This is a genomic window from Bacillus solitudinis (genome assembly GCF_002797395.1).
Taxonomy (GTDB): Bacteria; Bacillota; Bacilli; order Bacillales; family Bacillaceae_D; genus Halalkalibacter_A; species Halalkalibacter_A solitudinis.
This window is the reverse complement of the sequence record NZ_KZ454943.1, coordinates 3,216,003-3,230,433: the sequence shown is the minus strand read 5'-3', so window position 1 is coordinate 3,230,433 and position 14,431 is coordinate 3,216,003. Positions and strand designations below refer to the sequence as shown.

13 protein-coding genes and 1 pseudogene are annotated in these 14,431 nt (G+C 37.0%); 2 read left to right on the top strand and 12 right to left on the bottom strand.

The window, feature by feature from the left end; translation table 11 throughout:
• Positions 1 to 52 precede the first annotated feature (52 nt).
• The 4 genes from CEF19_RS15845 to CEF19_RS15830 form a co-directional block, all read right to left on the bottom strand.
• The gene (locus CEF19_RS15845) at positions 53 to 2,104 is read right to left on the bottom strand and encodes a catalase (protein ID WP_100406946.1); all 2,052 of its coding nucleotides are present in this window, start codon (positions 2,102 to 2,104) and stop codon (positions 53 to 55) included.
• A 328-nt stretch (positions 2,105 to 2,432) separates the two neighbouring features.
• Positions 2,433 to 2,918: a hypothetical protein gene (locus tag CEF19_RS15840; protein WP_100406945.1), complete on the bottom strand. Its 486-nt coding sequence runs from the start codon at positions 2,916 to 2,918 to the stop codon at positions 2,433 to 2,435.
• A gap of 244 nt (positions 2,919 to 3,162) precedes the next feature.
• Positions 3,163 to 4,131 carry an NAD(P)-dependent alcohol dehydrogenase gene (locus CEF19_RS15835; protein WP_100406944.1) on the bottom strand — a complete coding sequence of 323 codons (969 nt, stop codon included), beginning with the start codon at positions 4,129 to 4,131 and terminating at the stop codon, positions 3,163 to 3,165.
• 385 nt (positions 4,132 to 4,516) lie between these two features.
• A complete protein-coding gene (locus CEF19_RS15830; RefSeq protein ID WP_100406943.1) occupies positions 4,517 to 5,038 on the bottom strand; it encodes a DUF421 domain-containing protein in 522 nt (173 codons plus the stop codon).
• A gap of 147 nt (positions 5,039 to 5,185) precedes the next feature.
• Here CEF19_RS15830 and CEF19_RS15825 point away from each other — a divergent pair, with 147 nt between their 5' ends.
• A complete protein-coding gene (locus CEF19_RS15825; RefSeq protein WP_100406942.1) occupies positions 5,186 to 5,731 on the top strand; it encodes a CBO0543 family protein in 546 nt (181 codons plus the stop codon).
• A gap of 54 nt (positions 5,732 to 5,785) precedes the next feature.
• Here CEF19_RS15825 and CEF19_RS15820 read toward each other — a convergent pair whose 3' ends face one another.
• The gene (locus CEF19_RS15820) at positions 5,786 to 6,019 is read right to left on the bottom strand and encodes a hypothetical protein (protein WP_100406941.1); all 234 of its coding nucleotides are present in this window, start codon (positions 6,017 to 6,019) and stop codon (positions 5,786 to 5,788) included.
• 85 nt (positions 6,020 to 6,104) lie between these two features.
• Between CEF19_RS15820 and CEF19_RS15815 the strand changes: the two genes are divergently transcribed.
• A complete protein-coding gene (locus tag CEF19_RS15815) occupies positions 6,105 to 6,464 on the top strand; it encodes an FBP domain-containing protein (RefSeq protein WP_100406940.1) in 360 nt (119 codons plus the stop codon).
• A 180-nt stretch (positions 6,465 to 6,644) separates the two neighbouring features.
• Here CEF19_RS15815 and CEF19_RS15810 read toward each other — a convergent pair whose 3' ends face one another.
• From CEF19_RS15810 to CEF19_RS15770, 7 genes and pseudogenes are all read right to left on the bottom strand, one after another.
• Positions 6,645 to 7,547, bottom strand: a complete 903-nt coding sequence (locus CEF19_RS15810) for an AEC family transporter (RefSeq protein WP_100406939.1) — start codon at positions 7,545 to 7,547, stop codon at positions 6,645 to 6,647.
• A 225-nt stretch (positions 7,548 to 7,772) separates the two neighbouring features.
• The gene (locus tag CEF19_RS15805) at positions 7,773 to 8,747 is read right to left on the bottom strand and encodes a GntR family transcriptional regulator (protein WP_227522008.1); all 975 of its coding nucleotides are present in this window, start codon (positions 8,745 to 8,747) and stop codon (positions 7,773 to 7,775) included.
• A gap of 157 nt (positions 8,748 to 8,904) precedes the next feature.
• A pseudogene (locus tag CEF19_RS23805) lies at positions 8,905 to 9,669 on the bottom strand (6-phosphofructokinase).
• Between the two features lie 88 nt (positions 9,670 to 9,757).
• Complete coding sequence (locus CEF19_RS15785; RefSeq protein ID WP_100406935.1) at positions 9,758 to 10,573, bottom strand: carbohydrate ABC transporter permease; 816 nt, start codon at positions 10,571 to 10,573, stop codon at positions 9,758 to 9,760.
• A 17-nt stretch (positions 10,574 to 10,590) separates the two neighbouring features.
• Complete coding sequence (locus CEF19_RS15780) at positions 10,591 to 11,466, bottom strand: carbohydrate ABC transporter permease (RefSeq protein ID WP_100406934.1); 876 nt, start codon at positions 11,464 to 11,466, stop codon at positions 10,591 to 10,593.
• Positions 11,467 to 11,518: 52 nt separating this feature from the next.
• On the bottom strand, positions 11,519 to 12,790 hold the full coding sequence (locus CEF19_RS15775; protein WP_100406933.1) for an ABC transporter substrate-binding protein: 1,272 nt from the start codon (positions 12,788 to 12,790) through the stop codon (positions 11,519 to 11,521).
• A gap of 378 nt (positions 12,791 to 13,168) precedes the next feature.
• Positions 13,169 to 14,377, bottom strand: a complete 1,209-nt coding sequence (locus tag CEF19_RS15770; protein ID WP_100406932.1) for a Gfo/Idh/MocA family protein — start codon at positions 14,375 to 14,377, stop codon at positions 13,169 to 13,171.
• Positions 14,378 to 14,431: the final 54 nt, after the last annotated feature.

The following is a 14,431-nucleotide window of genomic DNA, read 5'->3' as shown; positions in this document are numbered from 1 at the left end:
AACCCTTTATACAGCCTATTTTCATTTATCCTTAACCTATCTTTATACAAACTTACACAACTTTACGCTCCCAGTGTCGATGATGAGAAATCGCCTCGATGAACCTCTCAGCGAATTCCTTTATTTTCCCCCCATAAACAACACCCGGACTATTTTCGATATTGTCTATATTTAGCAGCACTTTCCCCTCTTGAGTAGTACCAATTGGCTTATAATGGGAAAATGCTTCCTGAATAAAGTAGGTAGCTTGCTTGTAAAAAGCATTGTTCTCCTTACATGTGCCAACAACATAAACCGCATCAAACAAAACTGAGTCTGCTGTTAAAAAGGTATGATCGACTTCTAACACTACTCCATCCATGCCTTTTACCGCTCCTAGTTTCTCACTTACAATCTCAGGCTGAATCCCTACTTCTTTTAAAGCATCTAAAACAGGTTTGACCTCTGTTCCATTAAAGCCACTGCTAATGACCACTGCAACTTTACGAGTAGCAGGCTTTCTCTTCGTATTTTCCTGACTTAAAGCGGGTGAAGATTTTGTAACCCCACTGTCTTTCCCTTGCGGAGGATTTGCTCCAATTGCTTCTGCAAAACCTGTAGCCAACTCCGTGCTAACATGACCGAACATATCAACCACTTGTTGTTTTATAGATTCACTCTTTACTTTCCCAAGTTCAAAACTGAATGCATTCATGATATGCTCTTTTTCTGCCTTACTCATGCTGTTCCAGAATAAGGTCGCTTGAGAAAAGTGGTCTTCAAAGCTTTGACTTCGTCTCCGTACTTTATGTCCTTCGACTTTCTCTTGGTAATGTTTAAATCCACCTTCTTTTTCACTTGCTGGTTCAGGTGTATTAGCAGCAAGTGAATTTTTATGATAGCTTACCTGGCCTTTATTAATCGTTTGACGACCGTATCCGTCTCGTTGGTTGTTATGGAAGGGACAAACAGGGCGATTAATCGGCAGCTCGTGAAAATTAGGACCACCGAGACGAATTAATTGTGTATCTGTGTATGAAAACAACCGACCTTGTAATAAAGGATCATTGGAAAAGTCAATCCCTGGAACTACATGCCCTGGGTGGAAGGCCACTTGTTCTGTTTCTGCAAAAACGTTGTCAACATTTCGATTCAATGTCATTTTCCCGATAAGTTTTACCGGGATTTCTTCCTCGGGCCAAAGCTTTGTAGGATCAAGGATATCAAAGTCAAAATTAAATTCCTCATCTTCGGCAAGAATTTGTACTCCTAATTCATATTCTGGATAATCACCGTTCTCAATAGCTTCCCATAGGTCACGACGGTGAAAATCTGGATCCTTACCATTGATTTTTTGTGCCTCGTCCCATACGACCGAATGAGTTCCAAGTACAGGCTTCCAATGGAATTTAACAAAATGGGCCTTACCTTCCTCATTAACAAAACGAAAAGTGTGGACTCCAAATCCTTCCATCATCCGAAAGCTTCTCGGTATCGCCCGGTCTGACATCGCCCACATGACCATATGGGCCGATTCTTGATTATTCGCGATGAAATCCCAAAAAGTATCATGTGCGGATGCTGCTTGGGGCATTTCATTATGTGGCTCTGGTTTTAAAGCATGGACCAAATCAGGAAATTTAATGGCATCTTGAATAAAAAATACTGGGATATTATTACCGACTAAATCATAGTTTCCTTCTTCTGTATAAAATTTCGTAGAAAATCCACGAGCATCCCTTGCCAACTCTCCAGATCCCCGTGAACCAGCGACGGTAGAAAAACGAACAAATACCGGTGTTTTTTTGGAAGGATCCTGCAGAAACCTCGCTTTCGTATATTTCTTCATCGAATCATATACTTGAAACTCCCCATGAGCGGCAAAACCACGGGCATGCACAATTCGTTCAGGAATACGCTCATGATCAAAATGAGTCATTTTCTCTCGGAAATGAAAATCTTCCATCAACGTTGGCCCACGTTCGCCAGCCTTTAAAGAAAACTCGTCCTCAGACACTTTTAAACCTTGATTGGTCGTTAGTTTCTTTCCCTGATCGTTAATTGTATAACTCTCCAACTGTTCCTTTTTGCTATTACTTTCTTTGCCTTTGTGTTCATCTCTCATTCACTTGCTTCCTCCCTTTGGAAAATAAGTAATATATTAATCTGGTATAATTAGTTACTTCCCGAATGAATGTGAGAACAAACCTAGTTTATATTAACTTTTTGATAACCAACTTTTGTACCTGGAAATTGACTTTTTTAGTATCACATCAACCATAGAGTCAACGAACCAGTAACCTCGGCCTTAACTATCCTATACTAATTGGTTAATAGTAAAAAACCTGATGCGGTATTACTTTTACCACAACAGGTTAGCAGATATATTGTGACAGCCTTAAACGGAAGTTACCTTTTTTTGTAATTATGTGCTTAAAAACCTCACAATTAACCTACAATGTTTCCTCTACATCCGTCTGTTCGTTCTCGTTAACAGACTTATTAAAATGTCCTTGATGACTGCCCTTGAATCCTTTTTCACCTAATGGCATGTTAATTCCTAACTCTTCCATTTGTACTTGTGCTTCTTCTTCTGTGATTTCTCCGGCTTTGACCTGCTCTGTGATTTCTGCTAGCTTCGTACGGGTTTCCTCATCCAGCTTGGCGAATCCTCGTCTCTTTCCTAATGAGAAATCAATTCCTAACTCTTCCATTTGTTCACTAGCCTCTTCCTTAGTTAGCTCCCCTGCTTGGATTTGCTCGCGAATATTTTTAAATTGTTCTCGAGTCTCTTCGTCTAATTCTTGTATCCATGACGCTTTTTCAAATGTAGACGTACTCTGTTCTGCCTCTACGTTCGAATCCGTTACCATCATGGATGGAACCGCGACTCCTACCGCTAACAGTGTTACAATTTTTGTAGAAAGTACATTTAACATAAAAATCAACCTCCAAGTTTTATTTGACCTTACAAATCCTATAATAATGCTCAAATGTGTCAGGACAATGTCAGGACAATGCAGGACAAAAAAACTTGGCTACTCAAATATTCTAATTACTACGTTACCCTTATAAACACCATTGTCCTCTTTCTATGGAATCTACTCTAACAGAACCAATGGTTCAGGGATTTATATAATTAGCTGGTTAATTCGATTAAATTAAATATCAGGTTGTATTATTCTATTCTAAAACAATGACAACCTTTCCTTGAATGTGTCCTTCACCAAAATATCGAAGCGCTTCAGCCACTTCACTTAACGGGTAACGTCTATCTATAACAGGAACGACTTTCCCTGATTCGATAAGCTCATTTATAAAGTTTAAATCCTGTTTGTTTGGTTTGTGCATCAGCAAACCCATTTTCTTTCCTTCGGTCATTGAAATCCATGGTCCTATGAATAAAATTTGAAGGATTCGAGACGTTAGACCTCCAATCATGACATAATTGCCTTTAGGATTTAATACACGCTTATAATCGTAAATTGAACGACGCCCGACAACATCAAGAATCAAGTCGTACCGCTTCCCCTTTTTGGTGAAATCTTCTTGGGTGTAATCTATCACATGGTCTGCACCAACCGATCGGATCAATTCCAATTTCCTCTCGCTGTCTACGCCTGTCACCTCAGCCCCGAAGGATTTGGCCATTTGCACCGCAAACGTACCTACCCCACCACCCGCACCGTTAATCAACACCTTTTGTCCTTGCTCAATCTTTCCTTTATCGCGAAGACCCTGCAAGGCGAGCACAGCTGCTTGAGGTATAGCTGCTCCTTGTTCGAATGTCATACTGAAGGATTTATGAGCCAATGCATTTTCAGGAACACATACATACTCGGCAAACCCGCCCCAACTACCGCCAGATATGTCTCCGAAGACTTCATCACCTCGTTGTAAAAGTTTTACGTTTCTGCCAACCGCTTCTACCCGCCCTGCTATGTCAGCTCCTAATATCTTGTTTTTCGGTTTTAGAAATCCTCCAAGGCGGACCAAGAACGGGGTACCTCTTAGGAGATCCCAGTCCCATGAATTTATGGATGCCGCATGAATTTTTATCAGCACTTCATCGTCCTTGGGAGTAGGCTTTTCTACTTCTTTTAATTCAAGCACATCGGTAGAACCATATTTGTGATAGACAATTGCCTTCATAGGTATACCTCCAAAGTTATACTTTTTTCTTCTTGCTTATTGACGACCGGAGTAGGTTTTTTCCAACGTTCTAAATTGAAGTTCGTTAGGTGAATCCTTTAACTATATGCCAAGTCGATTAGAACATTCTGGATTAACTATACAGTGATAACTGGGGCTCTAGTTCTGATAACTGTTATTACTTAAACGTTAAGATTACCAGTATATAAACCTTTTTTTCAGAAAGATTACTTTCAAACTCCCTACTGCATATAAGCTTCAACTAACTCATAACTTCTCTCTTTCGTCGGTCTTGCTTGTGAGCTTATACTGCATCTCTAAGGCCTTTATCAAAAAAAAAGGCGTCCATAAAGAGAACTTGTGAGCATCAGTCCGATAATCTATGTTACTTTTTCTCCTCCTTATTCTTTACGTTAGCCAACGTTAAATGAGTAGTGGTATCAGATTTTTGAATAACAGATATGTTTCCATCTGTTTCTAATATAACGGCCCTTACCATTTCCATGGAATCCAGACCATTTGAACGAGCTGCCTGCAGAATTTCTATTTCGACTACTCGCTTTTCTTTCATGGTTTCCCTAAAAAACTGCCCATTATAATAGAGGAGTTCAGGGGTCGACTTTACCATTTTACTTACCTTGCTTGACCTGACTGACAGCCATGCGATAAGATACTGCATTCCAACTAACACCAGAAAAGCAGTCATACCTTCTGCCAATGCGATCTCCTTGCTTAATAGAATCGTTGCTAAAGTAGAACCAAGCGCTATCGTGACAATTAAATCAAACGCATTCATTTTTGAAAGCGTACGTTTTCCAGAGATTCGTAAAACTAAAATTAATCCTATGTAGGCTAAAACACCGACGATTACCGTTCTTCCAATTGTTTCCCAGTCGTTGAAAAACATATGGGCCCCCTTTTTCTACTTGACGTTAATTTTCATGTTCCCTCCTTACTAAGTAAACAAACGAACTCTTTCAAATTTCATTTTCTTTATAAAATTTATTTGTTTGGTAAAAGCTACAAAAGAAATAATTTATGAAGGGGCGTCAGTATGACAGATATTCAAATTTTCGATGAATTGTTTGTAAAGGAAAACCAGTTAATGACTGAAAAATTTCAAATCTGGTTAAAATATTCCCTATTCACTTGGCAGTGGTGGTTTGGTTTCATATTGTTCTTTATTGCTATTATTTTTTGGATGAATTTCAGAAAAAAAGAAAGTACAGACCGATTGTTATATTCTGGTTTTTTTGTTGCGATTTCTGCCTCGGCTCTTGATTTAATTGGTGATTCTCTTGGTTTGTTTCATTATCACTATGAGGTTTTACCTTTCACCTCGAACTATGTTCCATGGAGTATTTGCATATTACCGATAGTAGTAATGGTTTTTTTACAAATAAAACCTAATTTAAATCCGTTTTTAAAAGCTGCTATCTTCTCTACTCTTGGTTCCCTGATAACCTTACCTTTTCTTAGTCTAATTGGAATTTACCACGCCGTGAAATGGAACTATTTTTACTCTTTTATCATTTTAGGTGTCATTTACTTGATTGCTCATTTCTTTGTTCAAAGGAATCATTTTGAACAAATCAATTGAACGCTTCTTTGCACTAATAAAAGCCGCTTTCCAAATCCGGAAAACGGCAATAAATTAAGGTATTTCTATTTCAAACTCTTCATATAGTATTGGTTTTGGGTGCTTATAAGATTTAAGCTGCAACCCATTTATCTCCCTCATTGCAAATTCCTGCTTAAAGCGATTACCTTCAATTCTTTCGGCTAATGGATTTTCCACTAACATTAAATTATGTCCGTTCCCATCCTCTACCCATAAAGAATGGCTTAAAGCATGATTATCAACAATGACATCACTTTGGAAAATCAAAGTAAACGATCATCTTATCCTTTTCATAAGTAATATCTATAATGGAAACCTTCCCGGAACCTCCTAAGTCAAAGACACAGAACAAATGGTAACAAAGTTATTTCCTAAATCAAAGAAAATAAATTCTCCTCTTGAAAAGCTAGATTTTAAGAAAATCTCTTATTTGGGTTGGTACGATATACGCTCAGAGAGAAAGTATCTCATTGTTGATTACAAAGATAAATTAATCGGATTACAGGGAACATTTAATAGTAACGGTAAAGGAATATGTGCATTATGTGGGGGCCATGAAAAAATCGGGTTGTTTATGTCCAAAGTAAAAAGTGGAGTAGAAACCTACACAGATAGAGGAAACTATATTTGCGAAGACAGTCAAAAGTGTAATCACAACCTGATTAAATTAGACAGATTAAATTATTTTATTTCGCATTTTAAAAAAAACTAAGAAACTTTAGAACCTAGTAAACAAGGTGAGTTATACCTTGTTTACTAGTCTTTTTAGCAATAAGTGCCCCGTTGCTGCTTCCTCGAAATACTTTAAAAGATTTGTTTTTGTTTTTTCCAGGCCCTTAAGATGAATTCTCAGTTTTTAGATTATTGTTTTCTGCCAATCAGAAAAATTTAATTATAGTAGTATCCATAACCATATCGGTAATGTAATTAGACTAAGCAACGTACTAATTAACGTACTACTAGAAACTAAATCAGGCTCCGTCTTAAATTGAAGGGAATAAATCGTCGTATTTGCCGCTGTCGGCATCGCAGCCATTACGATCATCAGCTTAGCTAACACCTCGTCAATAGGCAATACTAACGTAATCGCATAAGCAATAACTGGTGAAAGAACAAGCCTAATTGTTAAAGCAATCGAAACCTTTTTCACTGGAATTCTTTTTAAAGAAATAGATGCCAGTTGCATACCTAGTATAATCATTATTGTAGGAACCGTGGCATTCGCAATAAAATCAATCGCCACAAAAATATATTCTGAAATCTCGACATTGGTTATTTGAAACAGTAGACCACCAATAGCCCCATAAATGATTGGCATCTTTAATACAGATTTCAAAGCTTTTTTTATACCTACTTCGCCACTACCTCCTTTTGCTGCATAATATAAACCAACAGTACTCATTAAAAACGTTTGTAAAACCATTAAAACAACTGCATAATCTAGACCTATTGTGCCAAACGCAAACAAGGCAACGGGAGTTCCATAATTCCCGTTGTTCATAAATGCCGACGCTAGAATGGTCCCACACTTCTCAGAATGCGTGTATTTCCCTATACGACCAATAGCTTTGACCCACACTATTAGAATAAAACATAGCACAACCGAATAAAAAAGCATGTATAAATACTTCTCATCCAAGGGTGTTTGATAGAATGTCCTAAAAGATAGAAATGGAGACATTAAGTAAAGAGCCATTACAGAAAGAGCACGTACATCGAACCCTATTTTTTTTTGACCAATATATCCTACTGAAAAAATGATAAAAATCGGTAATAGAATTTGAATAAAAATCACTGAGACCACCACTAAATTTTAATATATTTTTGTTACGCTGATTAAACTTCCAATGAAAACTAGTCCTTGTTAGCTGAAAAAAAAAGACATACTAACATTATAACATCCCTCATCAAGGTAATAATGTAACGACCTATTAGAATTACTAAATAGAGTTAAGGTCCAGTCTCAATATGGACTAGGACCTTCCTAGTTTGCTGTAGCTATTGTATTTACATTTTGGGTTTATCTATTTAATTCTACATTATACTGATAACGATCCGAACGATACTTTGTTTGAGTGAATTCTATTGGTTCATCGTTAATCCCATAGCTCAGACGAGTCATTTCAAGTAAAGCTGTACCAGCGCTCACCCCTAACAAATCCGCTTCGTAAGGTGTTGCATTTACCGCTGATATCGTTTCACTTGCTTTTTTTAAGTAAATCCCATTGTCTTCTAGAACTTGATAGAACTTGGCTCCATTTAAATCATGTTTAATTAAAATGTTACCTATTTCCTCAGGCCAACTTGTTTTTTCAAAGGCAATAGGCTCATCATTTGCAAAACGAATTCGGTGAATAAGTAATATCGGTTTATTGTCTGGGATATGGAGCTTTCTCTTTTCGGTAAACAAATCATCTCTAAATTCCGATCTTAATAATTTAGATTTAGGCAAATATCCTTTTTCCATAATTTCTTCAGCAAAACCCGTTAATCTACCTAAGGTTCCTGTGAGCTTCAAGGATTTTACAATCGTGCCTTTCCCTTGTCTTTTTTCTAGAAGCCCCTCATTAACAAGGGTTGTTATAGCCTGCCGCAAAGTTGTACGACTAACGTCAAATTCCTTCATAAGCTCAATCTCAGTAGGAATCAAATCCCCTGTTTTCCAATGCTTATCAGTAATTCTTGCTACCAAAATATCTTTAATTTGATGGTAGAGTGGAATTGGGCTATTATAATCCAGTTGAGAATTTTCCATTATCAATCTCCTTCCTATTAAAGAGGGGGGAAACGACTGTAACCCTTCACCTACCAAAGGTTGAAGCCAATTATAATAACTATCAAAATTATAAAATCGTCTAGGAAATCTACGCTCCCCACCTTCAGCAACTTCGCTTAAAGACACAGTGGTTAATTTATAATTATATCCTGTACCTTCTATACGAATAATTGATATCATTATACCTGATTCGTCTTTGGCTACAAGTGCGGCAGCCATCTTCCAACTTCATATGCTTCTTTATAATCTTGCATTGAGGTATAAGCTTGAGAGCATCTCTGATGCATGCCTAAGAGCTCGCTTCTACTTTTTAGGCCTAATTCAGTTTGAACTAATTCCACAAGTTGAGATGAAACGCCCCCTAAAACATTACCATTCAATTCCCCAATGCTAATAGGGAACCTCCATTTAAACCGGTTCCTTCACTAATAACAATTGTAGCATATCCATTCTCCTGAACAACCCCACTTATATTTTTAAGGAATTCCTCCACATTTAATTGATTTTCTGGTAAATAAATTTTATGTGGGCCATCATTATCATTTTCTCTCAATAAACCACTCGGGGCAGCTAACCAACCAACGTTCCTACCCATTGTTTCAATGATTCTTACTTGTTCAAAACTCTGCATTGCTTCTAAGTCTTTACTTATATCTCTAACAGCGTGTGCTATATAACGCGCCGCACTCCCAAATCCTGGGGCATGGTCTGTTTTGGCTATATCATTATCTACGGTCTTAGGGATTCCTATTACTTGCAGCTGATATCCTTGGTGCTGTGCTGCTTTTTTAATTTTATTTAGTGTCCACATGGTTCAATTCCCACCGGAGAATACTAAGGTATGAATCTCATGTTTTTTTAAATTTTTAATGATGGTATGGAAATCATTTTTCTCTAATTGATATTTACCTGAACCGAGGTAAGCTCCAGGAATACGTTTATATTCTTTTGCTTTTAATGCTAATTTACCTTCTAGCAAGAACAAATTGCTTTCAACAAGCCCTTGAAAGCCACTAATCACTCCATAAACTTTTGAATCCTCTATTGTATTAAGAAAACCGACCAAGCTTGCATTTAAAACCGACGTAGGCCCACCAGCCTGACCAATCGCTATATTCTTCAAGTTCCCTCTTTCATTCATAACTCCCCTTGAAATTACGCTTCCTAAGCCCCCCAGGGAAAGGTTATGGTATACATAATAACGTTATAACCTTTTGTCCATTATAATATTAACCTTTCACCGAACCTGCAGTCATCCCCGCGATAAAATATCTTTGTAGGAATAGGTACGTAAGAACCATAGGTGCTGACGCAATCATCACCCCTGTAAATAGCATTGGATAATTGGTTAAATATTCTCCCTGAAACTCAAGTAGGGCAAGGGGTAGAGTTTTTTTATCATCGTTCGTAATAAAAAGAAGGGGGTACAACAAATCATTCCAGTGCATAACGAATAAAAAAATCGCTGTCGCTGAGATAGAAGGCAGAGATAGAGGGATAGCCATCTTTCTATAAATTAACCAGTTGTTTGCTCCATCTATAGTACATGCTTCAAAAAGTTCTTTTGGTAAAGTCTTCATAAACCCTGTTAAGATAAATACTGCAACTGGTAAGGTTACAGAGATATTAACGATCATTAATCCTACTAAACTATTTGTTAAACCAAGATTATAAACTAGGTTATAGAGTGGAATCATATTTACTTGAGCTGGTACCATCATCCCTAGTGCAAAAAATGAGAAAGTTAGACCACCAAACCATCCTCCCATTCGAGTGATAGCAAATGCAACTAGACTCGCAAAAAATATTGTAGCAAAAACTGAGACTACAGTAACCATCAAACTATTTGAAAAGTACGTTGCCATATTCTGATTTTCAAAAAGAGAGAAATAGTTTCCGAAATCAAAGGAGTTTGGCAATCCCAATGGACTTTCGTACATTTGAGCCGTTGTCTTGAAGGTCGTTAGAAAAATCATAGTTACAGGAACTAGAATGAGCAACGCAAAAACAGCTAACAAGATATATTTTATCGGGTTTGACTTCATAATGACATTCTCCTTACTTAGTAGTTTACACGATTAGCTCGTAGTATCCTAAATTGCATAATAGTAATAATCGCGATAATCACCATAAAGATGACGGATTGGGCTGATGCATAACCGAATTCAAACTTTCTAAAAGCCGTATTATAAATCAAAGTCGCTAAAATTTCGGTGGAATAATTGGGTCCCCCTCTTGTCATGGCAAAAATAAGGTCAAACGCTTTAAACGATTGAATCGTCGTATAGGCCACAACAATTGTTGCAGCGGGAGCAACTAATGGCCAAGTGATTTTCCTGAAAACTTGCCAACGATTAGCTCCTTCCACTTCGGCCACTTCATATAAATCTTTCGGGATGGCCTGTAATCCGGCAACAAATATAATCAACATTTGACCTGTGTGAAACCAGACCTGAACAATGGCTATGGAGTAAATCGCAATATCTGCATTCCCAAGCCAATTTTGGGATAAAGAGGCTAAGTTTAATTGAGCCAATACCGTGTTGATAAGTCCTAATGAAGGGTCATACATATAGGACCATATAAAGGCTACAGAGACAGAAGATAAAATAGTTGGGAAAAAGTAAATTGCTCTTAATAAGACATTTGCTTTTGTATTTTTCACTAAAAACAATGCGAAAATCAATGAAAATAACGTCTGAAAAATAACAACAAACAACATAAATTTCATATTATTACCTAATGATTTTTGAAAAATATAATCATTTGTAAAAATTTTTGTATAGTTTTCTAACCCTACAAAATTAAAAGCAGGTGTTAATCCATCCCAGTCAGTGAATGAGTAAAATATTGCACTTAATGTTGGGAAAATAAAAAATATTGAGTAAAGAACAAAGCCAGGTATTAAAAATAGGACTATCATCTTACTCTGTTTCATGCCTTCCTCCAATCTTAGATTGAAGAGGGAGATAGTGCTCCCTCTTTAACTATTAATTAGTGTTTTGATCTACAATCTTTTGGGCTTCTTCTGCAGCCTTTTCAACTTCAACTCCCCCAATAACTGCTTGAATAGAGCCAGTAACAGAATTCATGATATCAGGGTTTGAAAATAAATAACGCGGTTGAAATCTTGTGTTTTTCTCCATCCAAACGGCTGTGTTCATTAATTCCTCGGATGTGTATTCTACATCATTTACAGTTAAATGCTGTCCCGTTTCATTCGCATAAAATGATGCATTTTCTGCGTTGCTAAGAAATTCAATAAAGGTCTTTGCTTCCGCTTGATTGCTAGAATTTGCATTTACACCTAGCATAAATGTAGTTGTATGAATCCCTTCAAATACGGCTTCCGATGCAGAAACTGTAATTGGTGCTAGTAAATTTAACTTAAGATTCGGATTTTGTTCCTTAATACTCGCCATAGCATATGAACCAGTTGCAAGCATTGCCGCCTTTTCTTGGGCCATTAGTGCAATTGCCCCATCATGACTAGTGCCAAGTGAATCCGCTTGTAAGTACCCTCTATCATTCAATTCTTTGAATTGTTCTAGAGTCTTCATCCACCACTCATCTGTCAATTTAGCTTCACCATTTTCAACCTGTGCGACAATCTCTTCATCTGGCGCATTGTTCATCATCATACTATTCATAAACTGACCGGGTCCAATATCCCCTCCAGGGAAGGCGATCGGAATATATCCATTTTCCTTCAACGTTTCACACATCGCCAAGAATCCTTCCCAATCCTCTGGTGGGGTTAACCCTAATTCTTCAAAAATAGCCTCATTATAAACCGGTTGATTGTAAACAAGTTGGAATGGTAATGCAAGTTGTTTTCCTTCATGTTTTCCAGCTTGAATGAGATTTTCATTAAAGTTACCAACAAATGATTCATTCGTTAAATCAGTAAACAATCCAGCACGATTAATTATTTCAAATTGGGAACCAGGGAATGCAGCAAATACATCTCCCGTGTTACCATCTCTTAATAAAGTCTGTGCTGTTGATTGATATTGTTCAGATGGATAAACAGTCATATCAACTTTAATACTAGGATTCTCACTTTCGAATTTGGTAATTAATTCTCTAAAAACCTCGGTATCTTCACCTCTCCAGTGGACGAAGCTAATCTCTTTTTGATCAGTTGATTCACCCGAGACAGAATCTGAACTACCACCAGTCTCGTTTGCAGAAGAACAACCTATAAGTGCTAAAAACATCATCATTACAACTGCAATCGTTCCTATACTATATTTCTTCATAAAATACCCTCCTCATAGTTTGTTTACACGTCAATACAACATTATCTTTATTAATAACATCACTACCTTTAAGTGCGGTTTAAAATATAACCCCCTCCTTTCAATCTTACACTCTACTATTATGTAAGCGGTTACTTTTTATGATATCATCAAATTTTTAGGTTTTCAATTAATTTCAATAAAGAAACTTATTACATTTTTTCTACTAAATGTACAGGTCCTTCTTCTTTAAAACTATTCGTCATATTAATAATTGCCATCTCTGCCATCGCCAGTCGTGTTTTGAACGTCGCACTACCGATATATGGTTTAAAATAACGTTAGGAAGCGTATACGAGTAACATCTACCTTTCTCATATTTTTCTCCTCTACCTACTACTATTTTAAGTCAATCCCTCTATTAGTTAAAAGTTCTTCAACTAGTATGGCATTTCCCTGTTTAAGAGATTCTTCTGCGGCAATTCCCACAACAACAGACCAGAACCCTTCTTCTACTGAAGCGGTTGACGTGCTCGTTCCCTCGATATTGTCAACAAAATATACATGCTCGTAGTAAGTTCCACCACCATGACCACTTTCCTCAATATGGATTGGATAACACGGAGTAGTTATTCTTGAGGGTTTCCCTTCCCCCCTTAAAATCTCTAAATGATTTCTAGGCCGTTTAGTCGGTAGAAAATCTTCATTTTCCGATGCCTTCAAACGTCCCTCATCTCCACATATGACTAGTTCTTCATAAAACAATGGGGAAAACATGCACAAATTGAAATTTGCACGTATTCCATTGTCATACAAAACCGTCACAAATGCATTATCAATAATATCGGACTTCTCACCCTTATATTCAAAATCGGTAAAATTAACAGCCATACTTCCACTCGCGTAAACCTGGACTGGTTTTGCTTGTGCTAATAAATTCATTAAATCAAAATAGTGACAGCACTTTTCTACTAAAGTCCCTCCTGAATACTTCGAAAATTTATTCCACTGGTTTACCTTATCTAAAAATGGTACTCTATGTTCCATAATACTTATAGTTTTAATGGTACCAAGTGATTTCCGTTCAAGTGTTTCATGGATCGCTTCTTCATAAATCGCTTTATAGCGATACTGTAAGCCGATCTGAAAGATAGATGTGTACTCTTTTGACATTCTCACAACTTCGTAGGCATCCTCAAGATTAGTAGTCATCGGTTTCTCCAGCATAATATGTTTGCCGGATTTAATAGCTTCTTTTACAACCTCAATGTGAGTAAAATTCGGAGTGCAAATAATAAGACCATCCACATCAGGATCATTGCATGCCTTTGCTAATGATTCATATTCAACAAGGTTAGTTTCTTGAGAAAGCGTGGCAAATTGTTTTTTTACCTGATTTATACTTTTAGGGTTAGGGTCATATACTCCATGAATAATAGCTCTACCTTCTAACATAGTAACCCTCATATGTTCAATACCCATATTTCCACAGCCAATCAGATTAAAACGATACTTTGCTTGTTCTGAATAAGTTAGATACCGGTCAGTATTAGGCAAATAATCAAATTTGGGATTATTAGAGATGTACTTTGTTTTTAATTCATTCAATTTTATTCTCCTCACCAAGTAAATTTTTAAAATGTCATCATAGCAATATAACTT

Excerpts from the sequence above, each read along its gene's own strand:
- CEF19_RS15835 (WP_100406944.1), bottom strand. The coding sequence starts at position 4,131 with ATGAAGGCAATTGTCTATCACAAATATGGTTCTACCGATGTGCTTGAA.
- CEF19_RS15775 (WP_100406933.1), bottom strand. The coding sequence starts at position 12,790 with ATGAAGAAATATAGTATAGGAACGATTGCAGTTGTAATGATGATGTTT.
- CEF19_RS15805 (WP_227522008.1), bottom strand. The coding sequence starts at position 8,747 with ATGGCTGCCGCACTTGTAGCCAAAGACGAATCAGGTATAATGATATCA.
- CEF19_RS15825 (WP_100406942.1), top strand. The coding sequence starts at position 5,186 with ATGACAGATATTCAAATTTTCGATGAATTGTTTGTAAAGGAAAACCAG.
- CEF19_RS15815 (WP_100406940.1), top strand. The coding sequence starts at position 6,105 with ATGGTAACAAAGTTATTTCCTAAATCAAAGAAAATAAATTCTCCTCTT.
- CEF19_RS15830 (WP_100406943.1), bottom strand. The coding sequence starts at position 5,038 with ATGTTTTTCAACGACTGGGAAACAATTGGAAGAACGGTAATCGTCGGT.
- CEF19_RS15780 (WP_100406934.1), bottom strand. The coding sequence starts at position 11,466 with ATGAAACAGAGTAAGATGATAGTCCTATTTTTAATACCTGGCTTTGTT.
- CEF19_RS15840 (WP_100406945.1), bottom strand. The coding sequence starts at position 2,918 with ATGTTAAATGTACTTTCTACAAAAATTGTAACACTGTTAGCGGTAGGA.
- CEF19_RS15785 (WP_100406935.1), bottom strand. The coding sequence starts at position 10,573 with ATGAAGTCAAACCCGATAAAATATATCTTGTTAGCTGTTTTTGCGTTG.
- CEF19_RS15845 (WP_100406946.1), bottom strand. The coding sequence starts at position 2,104 with ATGAGAGATGAACACAAAGGCAAAGAAAGTAATAGCAAAAAGGAACAG.